The following is an 11450-nucleotide window of genomic DNA, read 5'->3' on the forward strand; positions in this document are numbered from 1 at the left end:
CAACTGACGCAAATCAGGCATCTGGACTATTTCTAAAGGGATGGCGCTGCGCCGACGTAACGCTTAGGTTTTTGTTCGCGGCAGCGTTGTAGCGGGTTGAGTTGGGTTGGCGTTCCGTGAGCATTCGGATAGCCTGCACTGCACGGTTTTATTCACCTTTCGCCAGGATCCTCCTCATGTCAAAAAATTTTGGTTTTTGGACAGACCGTTTTGCTTTGGCTGGTCTGGCTGCGTCGGGTCTTTTGCTCGTGCTGCTGGGAATTATGCCTGCTAATGCAGCAGATTTGCAAACTGTGGCTTCAAAACCTGCAACGCTCATTCGCATTGATGGGGCCCGCGATCTGCTGCCGCTGAATCGGGCGCTCAAGCAGCAACTCGAAGCAGACTCGCCAGATCTCACGGTGGAGGTGCAGGCCAATGGAACGGATGCAGGGCTGGCAGCGCTGAAGCGAGGCGAGGTGGATCTGGTGGCGGTGGGGCGATCGCTCACGCCAGACGAACTCGCCCAAGGCTTCAAAACGCTATGGCTGGATCAGGCGCAAATTGCAGTCATCGTGGGCGAGGATAATCCCTTCAAGGGACATCTGACGGTGCAGCAATTCGAGCAAATCCTGCGCGGCGATATTACCAACTGGACGCAGGTGGGCGGGCCCGATCGCCCGATTCGCCTGATCGATCGCCCCGCCACCAGCGAAACGCGGGCGGCCTTGCAGCAGTATGGACTCGTGCCGCCGGATGCGTTGCCAGAGACCGTGAACCGGGTGCTGCTGAAAACCGACGACACGGCCGAGGTCATCGCCAAGCTGGGGAAAGATGGGATTGGCTACGCGATCGCCAGCCAGTTGACCCAGCAGACCAAAGCCCGCGTGGTGAAGCTGGCGGTTCCCCAAGAGGTTTTGCCGACGGATGCGCGATATCCGCTGGAGCAGGTGGGGGCGATCGCCTATCGACCCGGTTCTCCCGCAGCAGCCGTAGCGCAAAACCTGACCACATCGCCTGATGGGCAAGCGCTGCTGAGCGAGGCAAAACGGGCGATCGCGCTGGAGGCGGGCAAACGCAAAACCGTGGCGATCGCGCCTGGCGAGGTGGTTCCCGGCGGGCGCGGCATTGGCTCTTTGCTGAAGTGGGTGCTGCTGCCGCTGCTGGTGCTGGGCGGGCTGCTGACGCTGGTGCAGGCGGTGCTGGCGCGGCAGGCTCGTCAGCGAAATCAAGCGTTGTCTGCGGCGGAGCAGGCCGGGTCTTTGGGGCGATCGCCAGACTCTATCCCAACTCGCCCAGCGGCGACGGCTGCCAAAACCAGAACCAATAGCGCCCAAGTTCGTATTTCAAACGACACCGCCTGGACTTCTGTAGCGGACGCAGTGGTGATTGAAGAGGGGTCAGATGTTGAACTAGAGCCTGAATCAACAGAGAAGCAGACCGATGATACGGGCGTTCCGAAGACCGATGATCAATCGGAAAGCATCGATTCTAAATTTGGCACCGTAGAGCTTCTAAGTTCAGAATCAAATCTCGAACCTGAGAGCGAACTATTCCTGGAATCAAATACTGATACGAAAGCGTCAGACATTGACACGGTTGATGCCGAAGCAATTGATGCTGAAGCGATTGATGCCGAAGTGATTCATGAGATGGAGGATAAACCAGAACCGGAATCTGAAGCCATTACCGAGACGAACGTGGAGCTTCCAGCAGAAAATACGCTGCCCGCAGGGGGCGATCGCCCTTCGTTGATAGCAAAGCCGGAACGCATGGAGGAACGTAAAGATGAACCCACAGGAGAATTCACGGCAGAGGAAGTTCAAACCGCTCTGGTGACTGGACTGGCCCTTTCACAAGCATTGACGGGCGAACCCAAACAGACACCATCGCTCATAGAAACGCTCCGGTCAGAAAAGCAAACATTGGAGATGGAACTCGAGACGCTGCGATCGCGCTTGCAGGATTCCGACACCCGACGATCTGAGCTAGAAGCAGCACTGGAAACTGCACGCGCAGAACAGTCCGACCGCACGGCTGACTTGGACGAACTGCGCCAAACGCTAGCAGGCGTTATTCAAGAAAAAGATAGCTACTGGCAGGCTTTGAGCGGCTTCTATGCGGCCTTTGTAGGTGAATCGCTGAACCCTGGAGAGCGAGTCGATTTCGCCCAGCTTCGTCCCCAGATTGAGCATCGTCAGGCAGATCTGGCGGCATTGCACGATCAGCTTGAAACAAGCCAGCGCGAACGAGAGGCGATCGCCGCCGATCTGGAAGCCGCAAGCGCAGAGCTACGCCAGGTGAACGCCGAGCGGAATGAACTGACGAATCAGATTGTCTTGCTTCAGCGAGAGCTAGAAGCACAGCGAAATTCAGAAACGGCTGCTGAAGAAGAAACACAGAGTCTTCAAGTTTTGTTGCAGTCAGCGCAAGCAGAGAAGACGGATCTAGACGCGCAGTTAGATGATTTGCGATCGCAGTTTGAACGTATTCAAGCTGAAAAAAATGACGCAGAGGGAGACCTGATATTGCTGCGATCGCGGCTCACGGAACTGGAAGGCTTGGAGACAGAACTGCGAACGGAACTGGAAACCGCGCGATCGCAGGCTGAAAACGCTGAAGCAGCCGTTTCTGAGACGGAAAACGCCTTGTTGGCATTGCGCCTAGAGCTTGACGCTGAGAAGGCAACCCGAAGCGAGTTGGACGCAGAGGTGACGCTGCTGCGGGCCAGCGTGGCAGAATCAACCCGCGTTCGGGCAGAAGAGGAAGCCGCGCGGGCAGAACTCTTGTCGGAAGCCAACGCGCTGACAGCCGAGCGGGATGCGCTTGGGGATGAGCTTGCGACCTTCCGCACTCGTGTAGAAGACCTTCAGAGAGAACTGGAGGCTGCACAAGCGGTCCATGCAGCGGAGTTGCTGACCCTGAGGACCCAGATGGATGCGTTCGTTGAGGAACAAACGGCCGCCCAGCAAGCCGCCGCCGCAGACCTGGAAGACCTGCAAGGCCAGCTAAACCGTCTTGCGGAGGAACGTGACGCGCTGGATTTAGAACTGGCCACAGTTCGCACTCAGCTTTCGGATGCCACTGCCGCAGGTGAAGCAGGGGCGCAAGAGTTAACGGAATTACGAACTCAATTAGAGGCGATCGCCGCTGAGCGAGAAGCAGTTATCTTACAACTTGCGACGCTGCAAACTCGGTTTGACGAAACCGTGCAGGAGCGCGATGCATTGGCAGCAAACTTGGCTGATCTCAACACCCAGCTAGCAGACAAAACGGCTGCACAGGAAACACTAGAATCCGAACTGGCGGCTCTGCGAACGCAGTTCGGCAACGTCACGGAAGAACGCGATGAGTTTATAACTCAGCTTGATGAGTTGCGGGCCCAGCTCGATGAGATTGCTGAACAGCGCTCTGCGTTTGAAGCGGAACTGACTGCACTACGTCCCCAGATGCAGAATCTAACCGCTGAACGGGATGCGTTTGAGGCAGAAATTGTACCGCTTCAGGCACAGCTAGACGAAATGACCCAAGAGCGCGATCGCCGTGAAGCCGAGCTATCCACGCTGCACTCTCAGATAAACGACATCACCCTGGAGAAGGATACGTTTGAGGCAGAGATCGCCACACTCCGCGCACGGCTGGATGAACTTGAGCAGGAACGCAATACCTTTGAAGCAGATTTAACGACGCTACAAGTTCAGTTCGATGAGTTTGAAAGCGGACGAGAAGCTCTGGAATCAGAAGTGAACACGCTGCGGACTCAGCTAAAAGAGGTTCGGGATGAGGCACAAGCTGCAAAGGTTTCTCTAGAATCAGAACTGGGAGCGCTGCAAGAACAACTGGCTCAAGTAACGCGGGAACGAAATGAGTTTGAGGCTGAGCTAGCTTCTGCACAGACACAGCAGGAGGAGATAGCTCAGGAACGCGATCAGGAACGTCTTGCGCTGCAAGAACGGATTGCCACCTTACAAGAGCATCTCGCGACGGCGAACAGCGATCGCACGGCGATTGAGACAGAACTGGCCGCTCTCCGTACTCAGCTAGAAGATATTGAAACGGAATGGCGATCGCGCGTCCAGACGCTTGAGGTCGAGTCCGAAACGCTTCGACAGGCGCAGGCAGAAACCCAGGCTCAGCGAGAAGCGCTTCAGGCAGAACGGGATACCCTCACGGCACAGCTTGCTGAGGTGCGCTTGCAGCTAGAGGCTTTGCCGCTGGCGCTGACGGCGGAGGCTAGTGCGACAGGGGCTAGTGCGACAGGGGCGATCGCCCTTTCGGATGCAGACACATCCAGCATCGCCACTGAATCACCAGATCGCGAAGTCGTTCAGGCAACCGGACTGATTGCCGATATTCAGCGCGACCCGCTGCGCGATATCAACGGCATCGGCCCAATTTATGAACAAAAGCTGTTCAATGCAGGCATCTACACCTTTGCGGATTTGGCAGCGCTCACGCCAGCGCAGGTGCAAGAGATTATTCGTCCGGCCGCCTGGCAGCAGATCTTTCCCGCCCTGTGGATCGAGGAAGCGGCGCGGTTCGCTCAGGGGGTGGACGTTCCCGCAGACATCGACCATGACCCGCTGCGCGACATCAACGGCATCGGCCCGGTGTATGAACAGAAGCTATTCGATGGTGGCATTTTCACCTTTGGGGATTTGGCCGCTGCAACACCAGAGCAGTTGCGAACCCTGATTCAGCCGGAAAGCTGGCAGCGATTTGACCCGGAGGCGTGGATTGCCGAAGCGCAGGTGATTAGTGGGCGCTCGCCCGCCTCTATCCCGACAGAAGTACCCCGCGACCCACTGTATGAAATTAATGGCATCGGCCCGGTTTACGAGCAGAAGCTGTTTGCGGCTGGAATTACCACCTTTGCAGCATTGGCGGAAGCCTCTGAGGCACAGATTCTAGACATCATTCAGCCCGCATCCTGGCAGCGCATTTTCCCCAATTTGTGGATTGAGGAAGCACGAGGGCGATCGCGCCAGCTAGACCAGTCCCAGCCAGACTCACTGGCTTCTACGGAATCTGCCGAAACGCCTGCTGCTGAAGCTGCTCCACAGGCGGAACTACCAGAAGCGCCAGCCGCAAACCCGTCTACCGCTGGAACTCCCAGCAGCCCTACCTCCAAAGCCAGGTCACCCCGGAAAAAGCCGCCCAGCAAGCGAGGCAAACGCCGTTAAAGTGCCGTTAGAGTACGGGCGATCGCCCTCACAGTCTGGCAAACAATAGTTGCTCATAACATGCAATCACAATACGCAAGAGTTTGGACGCGTCAATGGGTTGCGGGTTGCAAGTTGAGATTGCATGTTGAACCTCTTGCGTGAATCGTTGGATGACACCGCTGCCTGACGATTCACGCTCTCAGAAAAGCATTCATGCAAGAGGTCTATTGAAAATTGCAAATTGAGCATGGGGAGATTGAAGCGTGAATGCGAAAACGCACGATTTTTCACAGAGAAGAATCGTGAAAAATCGTGCGTTGAGTGATGAGTTTAAGTGGTGAAATGAAACTGTGAGGTGAAACAGCGGTGAATGAATTTTGGAGGCTAGTTGGAATCTAGGAAAACTGCGTCAGGATATAAAGCAGCGCAAACAGGATGATCCAGATAATGTCCACAAAGTGCCAGTAAATTTCCGCCATTTCAACGCCTGTGTGCTTGTGGTCGGAATAGTGACCCGCGCGGCGCGATCGCCACAACACGCCCAAAATCAGCACCAGCCCAATGAAGACGTGCAGCCCGTGAAAACCTGTCATCAGGTAAAAGCAATTGGCAAAGATATTCGTCTTGAGTCCATAGCCCAGCGTTGCATACTCATAGGCCTGTCCTGCAAGGAAGACTGCGCCCATCAGCGCTGTGACAATGTACCACTTCCGCAGGCCGTTCACGTCGTTTTTCTTGATGGCGACATCGCCCAGGTGAATCACAAAGCTGCTCGACACCAGAATGATGGTGTTGATCGTTGGCAGCAGCAGTTCCACCTCGGTTCCCTCCGGCGGCCAGTGGCTTGCGGCCCCGCGCACCATCAAGTAAGCGGCAAAAAATCCGCCAAACATCAGCGATTCGGAAATTAGGAACGTCAGCAGCCCCCAAACTCGCAAATCGGGATGCGCGTGGTCATGGGCCTGAGCCTCGGCAGTAATTTCGGGGGCGATCGCCGTTCCGGTGGGTGCAGTTGCGTCAGTCATGGTTGGGTGTTTGTCGAGAGTTCAGGTCAGTTGGGAGGGAAGAGGGAAGAGGGAAGAGGGAAGAGGGAAGAACGAAGAGGCCTTGTTTTGCGCTTTTCATTTTTCGTTTTTCGTTTTTCGTTCTTCCCTATTCCCCATCACTCTACCGCTAGGGCTTCCTTACTCATGCCGTATTCATAGGGGCCGTGCTTCACTACAGGCAGCACTTCCCAGTTTTCGATGATGGGCGGCGAGGCGGTCGTCCATTCCAGGGTCAGCGCGTTCCAGGGATTGTCACTGGCTTTGGGGCCGCGCGTCCAGCTCCACACCGCGTTGATGATAAAGGGAATCAGCGATGCCGCCAGCATGAATGCGCCAAAGGTGCAGAGTTGATTCAGCGCGGTGAACTGCGGGTCATACATGGCGACGCGACGCGGCATTCCGTGCATTCCCAGCGAGTGCATCGGCAAAAAGGTCAGGTTTGCCCCAATGAAGGTCATCAGGAAATGCACCTGCCCCAAGCGCTCGTTCATCATGCGGCCGGTCATTTTGGGGAACCAGTGATAGATCGCGGCGTAGAGTCCAAACACCGATCCACCAAACAGCACATAGTGAAAATGCGCCACGATGTAATACGTGTCGTGGACGTGGATATCGAACGGCGCTGCGCCCAGCGTGATGCCGCTGAGTCCGCCCAGCACGAACATCCCCAGCAGCCCAACCGCAAACAGCATTGCCGTTGTGAAGCGGATCTTGCCGCCCCACAGCGTTGCCACCCAGCTAAAGATCTTGACTCCTGTGGGGACGGCCACAATCAGCGTAGAAATGGTGAAAAACAGGCGCATCCAGGGCGGCGTGCCGCTAGTAAACATGTGGTGTACCCAAACAAACAGGCCAACCAGGCAGATAGCAAGGCTGGAATAGGCGATCGCCTTGTAGCCAAAAATCGGCTTGCGGGCGTAGACCGGGATAATCTCCGACATGATGCCGAAAATTGGCAAAATCATCAAGTAAACTGCCGGATGCGAGTAGAACCAGAAGAGGTGCTGGTAAATGATGATGTTACCGCCCGCATCTGGCTTGAAAAATGACGTGCCAAAGTTGATATCAAACAGCAGCAGGATTAACCCCGCCGCCAGCACGGGCGTAGACACCAGCGCCAGCGCCGACGTTGCCAAAATCGCCCAGCAAAACAGGGGTAGCTTGTCCCACGTCAGGCTGGGAACCCGCATCATGATGATGGTAACAATGAAGTTCACCGCGCCCATGATGGAGGACGTACCCACCAGCACGATCGCCATAATCCACATCGACTGGGCCACTGGAGCGGTGATTTCGCTGAGCGGCGGATAGGAAGTCCACCCCGCCTGTGCCCCACCAAAAAAGAAGCTGCCCAGCAGGAGCAAGCCAGCAGGCGGGTTGAGCCAGAAGGCGATCGCATTCAGGTTGGGAAACGCCATGTCCCGTGCGCCGATCATCAGCGGGACTAGGTAGTTTCCGAAGCCCCCGATGGCCGCAGGCACAATCCACAGAAAGATCATGATCGTGCCGTGGTTGGTCAGCAGTGCGTTATACAGGCTGGGATCGACAAAATCGGGATCGGGCGTGGCTAGCTCCATCCGCATACCCATGGCCATCAGCCCGCCGATGAGATAGAACACAAACGCCGTCACTAGGTATTGAATGCCAATCACCTTGTGATCGATGTTGTAGCCGAAGTAGTGATACCATTTCCAGGCTTTGTGAACCTGGGCGTGGTCGTGGTCTGCAACGATCGCTGCGTCGTCGAGTGGAACTTGTGCTTGAGTCATACGCAGAGGGAATATACCAGTTTTTTATGAAGACTTGGCGCGAAGAAGGAGTTCAGAATTGGAACAGATGAATGAATGCCCTTGAACCGCGAAGCGGCGCGATCGCCCGCTAAGAGCGCGATCGCACTTGTGCAAGTACCTGTGCAAGCACTTGATCGCTCACGCCCATTTCCTGCGCGTAGGGCGAGAGATAGTCTCCATCCGACAGATCCGCCGGATTTACCGCCACGGTTTGCGCTGGGTTTTGCTGCTGGGCCACGGCGTTTTGCTGGAGCCATTCGTTAAACTCCTCTGGCGTGTGAACAATCACCTGGGTTCTCATGCCGCCGTGGTAGCTGCCGCAGAGTTCCGCGCAAACGACGGGATACGTGCCCACCTTGGTCGCAACGAATCGCAAGCCAGAGGATTGGCCCGGCAGCGCGTCTTGCTTCAGGCGAAACTGAGGCACCCAGAAGGAGTGGATCACATCCTGAGCAGAGATGTTGAGCTGAATGTCTTTGCCAACGGGAATGTGCAGTTCGCCCGTCATGATGCCGCTATTGGGATAGTTAAACAGCCAGGCATACTGCATTCCGGTAACGTTCACCACTAGGTCGGGCGTGCGACCCTCTTCGGCGGTGTTTGCGCCAAAGCCATAGCGGGGAACTGGCGTGGCGGGCGGTTCTGTGCCTTCGGGCAGGTCTGCTAGCAGATCGGCCGTGGCATCGGTGGCGATCGCCCCATCATCTGGAGCCTGGGCCATCATCACGACGGAACCCTGCGGCATAGAGTGCATTTCGTGAGACGGCATCGCGTGCGACACTGCGCCGCCCATCATGCTGTGCCCGACGTGGATGCTGCCGGGGTCAAAGCCGCCCATTTCTTGAAATACCTGGACGCTGTAGACCCCCAGCCCAATGACCAAGATCGCCGGAATCGCCGTCCAAAAGGCTTCTAGCGGCAGGTTGCCCTCGATGGGAATGCCGTCGCCCTCGTCCCCCGGCGCACGGCGATAGCGAAAGCAAAACAGCAGAATTGCCCCAATCACCACCAAAAACAACGCGGTGGCGATCATCACCATCACGTTAAAAAGCTGATCTACCAAGACCGCCGCTTCCGACGCTTGCTCTGGCAATAGACCGTGGTGCTGACCCACCCACAGGCTGACCAGGGTGATCAGAATGCCAGCGGTGAGCGTGAGAAGGGATGCTGGAATCTGTTTCATGAATCCTCAAAGTGTGAGTCGCAGATGGGTTGGGTGAGGCGGGAGATGTAACGTTTTGTAGCGATCGCCCCCGCTAATCCCCGAACTCTCTCCCTGTAATACCATCCGAACTCTGGGGATCGCTGGAAACTTTCGATTTGCTTCAGATCCCGCAATGCCTGTGTTGAAATTTCATAACCTTTTCGGATTGCCCAGCGCCAACTGCCCCAGCCGAGCTATCCCTGCTCCAGCCGCCACAGCATATCCTGCACTTGCAGCACGCGATGGGATTCGTGCTTCGCGGCAAACAATTCGCGGGCGCGTTGCAAGTGGTTGGCGGCGGCTTGGGCGTTGTGCTGCTTGTAAAACACCATACCTAGTCGATAGTGGGTTTCGGCATCGTCGGGATCGGTCTGGAGTGCCTGCTGATAGTGGGCGATCGCTGCTTCGGGAGTGCTGGGCACTGGGGATGATTTTGCCCGTTCCGGTTTGATCACAGTCTCAGGAGCGGGAGCGGCCACAAACTCGCTAATTGAGCGGGCGACTTTCTCCTTATGCCTTAGGCCGGGATAGAGGTTGCGCGTCATTGGAAAGCGATCGCCCGACTTCAGGTGCAGCACAATCCGTCCGGTCGATCGCGATTTGCCTGTGCCCTGCTCCACGTCTGCATAAGCCACTTGATGCAGCGGCAGCACCGATTCTTTTTGTCCAATTGCGCCCTGGCGGATATGGTGCAGTTTGCCGCTGGCTTTGTCTAGCGTGGCGTGGTTAATCTCGCACAGGCCCAGCAGCCCGCCAATCCCCATTGCCGCAGTGATGCCGCCAATGAATAACATCGCTACTCGGTCGTCATTTTCGACGTAGAGCGAGGGCTGGGTGTTGTCCATGAAAAAAGCGTTGACTCGGTTGGCGATCGCCTCCTGACGACTCCAGCTTGACGACCTGGAACTGAGCGTGATGGACTGGCTCTTGGTTCGCAAAATCACGCTGTAGCGAACACTGCCGCGTCCACTCGATCGCCGCTTTACAACCGCCCCGTGAATACTGCTGGGAGGAATCGGGCGACGGGTAGACACTAGGAAATTGCTCTCCTCTAGCGTGCATTGGGCGCTGAGCGTTGAAACGCGCTGGCACGAAAAAATCGTGTGCCTGCCCAAGGGCATGATGCCTAGCCCGAGCAGCGCTATCGGAAAAAACGTGAGCCACAGCGACCAGCCGCGATCGCGCAGTTTTAGCCGCCCTGAGGTTTGCTCCACAATCTGCATAGTCCCGCTCCGCCGTCTGGCACTCTATCCATAGCCTCAGTGTGCCCATCAGCGACTCCGGAAACCGCGAAGCAGCCGCGAACGGAAACCATCAGAACTTCATCATGGCGTGGATGCAAGATTTCGCTGTCTAGAGCGCGTCCGGATCAATGCCAAGCTCGCGCAGCTTTGCCGCAAGCTGCTCGGCCCGCTGCTGTTCTTGGAGAGCGACTTCGGCAGGGGTGGGAACGAGCACACCGTCGGGGGTAAAAAAGCGCAGCCTGCGATCCTGGATGCCGAGGAAAAGCTGGAGCTGTTCGCTCCACAGCCAGCCGCGATCGCCCGGTTGTAGGGGCTGATACTGTCCACCCACAAGCGTAAATCCGGCAAATTCCAGCGTTACTGGGTCAAACCAAAAATAATCAAACACTCGCAGCACGTCCTGATAAAGCTGCTTTTTCGCGCCGCGATCTTGCTGGGCCGTGCTGTTCGACAAAATTTCGATAATCACGTTGGGCGTTTTGCCGTCCTCTTCCCAAACCGTCCAGCTTTTGCGCGGGCGCTTTTCTGTATTCAGCACCACGAAGAAGTCGGGGCCGCGAAAGTCGCGGGTCTTGATTTTGCTCGTACTGTAGTAAATCGTGAGATTGCCGCTGGCGTAATAGTCCGTGCGATCGCGCCACAGCCAGTTCAGGCATTCCAAAAACAAAATGATTTGCTGGAGATGAAGATCAGATTCCAAAGGTGGCTCGTCGCTGTCAAGATTACAGGGGGGCATCACGGGCAACTCGCGATCGCCCTCCTCCGACAAGCGAGCTTCGGCAGGCGATTCCAGCGCAGGTTGCCCCAGTGCAGGTCCTTCCATCGGCAGGGGCGCTGGATCGAATGCAGCGATATTTGGCGCGTCTAGCGGATCTGGTGCGAGAAGCTCCGGTTCTGGCATTGGCAGCGGGCCTCCAGGCAAGCGGGCAACTGAATGCAGTCTAGATTGGGTGTATCCCACTTTTGGAACCCTCACCCTAAATCCCTCTCCCAAAGCGGGAGAGGGACTTCTAATCCGGCTC

At 56.5% G+C, this 11450-nt stretch carries 6 protein-coding genes; 1 reads left to right on the forward strand and 5 read right to left on the reverse strand.

From position 1 onward, the window contains the following. Nucleotides 1-176: 176 nt before the first annotated feature. On the forward strand, nucleotides 177-5162 hold the full coding sequence (locus IGS51_RS04975) for a helix-hairpin-helix domain-containing protein (protein ID WP_297076679.1): 4986 nt from the start codon (nucleotides 177-179) through the stop codon (nucleotides 5160-5162). Between the two features lie 377 nt (nucleotides 5163-5539). Here the strand turns inward: IGS51_RS04975 and IGS51_RS04980 are convergent, their stop codons facing one another. The 5 genes from IGS51_RS04980 to IGS51_RS05000 form a co-directional block, all read right to left on the reverse strand. Continuing rightward, entirely contained in the window at nucleotides 5540-6169 is a 630-nt protein-coding gene (locus IGS51_RS04980) for a heme-copper oxidase subunit III (RefSeq protein ID WP_297076682.1), read from the reverse strand. A gap of 137 nt (nucleotides 6170-6306) precedes the next feature. Further along, complete coding sequence (ctaD, locus tag IGS51_RS04985) at nucleotides 6307-7959, reverse strand: cytochrome c oxidase subunit I (protein WP_297076684.1); 1653 nt, start codon at nucleotides 7957-7959, stop codon at nucleotides 6307-6309. Nucleotides 7960-8068: 109 nt separating this feature from the next. Next, nucleotides 8069-9163 (reverse strand): cytochrome c oxidase subunit II, encoded by a 1095-nt coding sequence (locus tag IGS51_RS04990; RefSeq protein WP_297076688.1) that lies wholly within the window; start codon nucleotides 9161-9163, stop codon nucleotides 8069-8071. 215 nt (nucleotides 9164-9378) lie between these two features. Next, complete coding sequence (locus IGS51_RS04995) at nucleotides 9379-10407, reverse strand: tetratricopeptide repeat protein (protein WP_297076690.1); 1029 nt, start codon at nucleotides 10405-10407, stop codon at nucleotides 9379-9381. Between the two features lie 130 nt (nucleotides 10408-10537). After that, entirely contained in the window at nucleotides 10538-11164 is a 627-nt protein-coding gene (locus IGS51_RS05000; RefSeq protein ID WP_297076696.1) for a Uma2 family endonuclease, read from the reverse strand. Between the last annotated feature and the right edge of the window lie 286 nt (nucleotides 11165-11450).

Source organism: Thermoleptolyngbya sp. M55_K2018_002, assembly GCF_015295965.1.
In the GTDB taxonomy this organism is placed as follows: Bacteria; Cyanobacteriota; Cyanobacteriia; order Elainellales; family Elainellaceae; genus Thermoleptolyngbya; species Thermoleptolyngbya sichuanensis.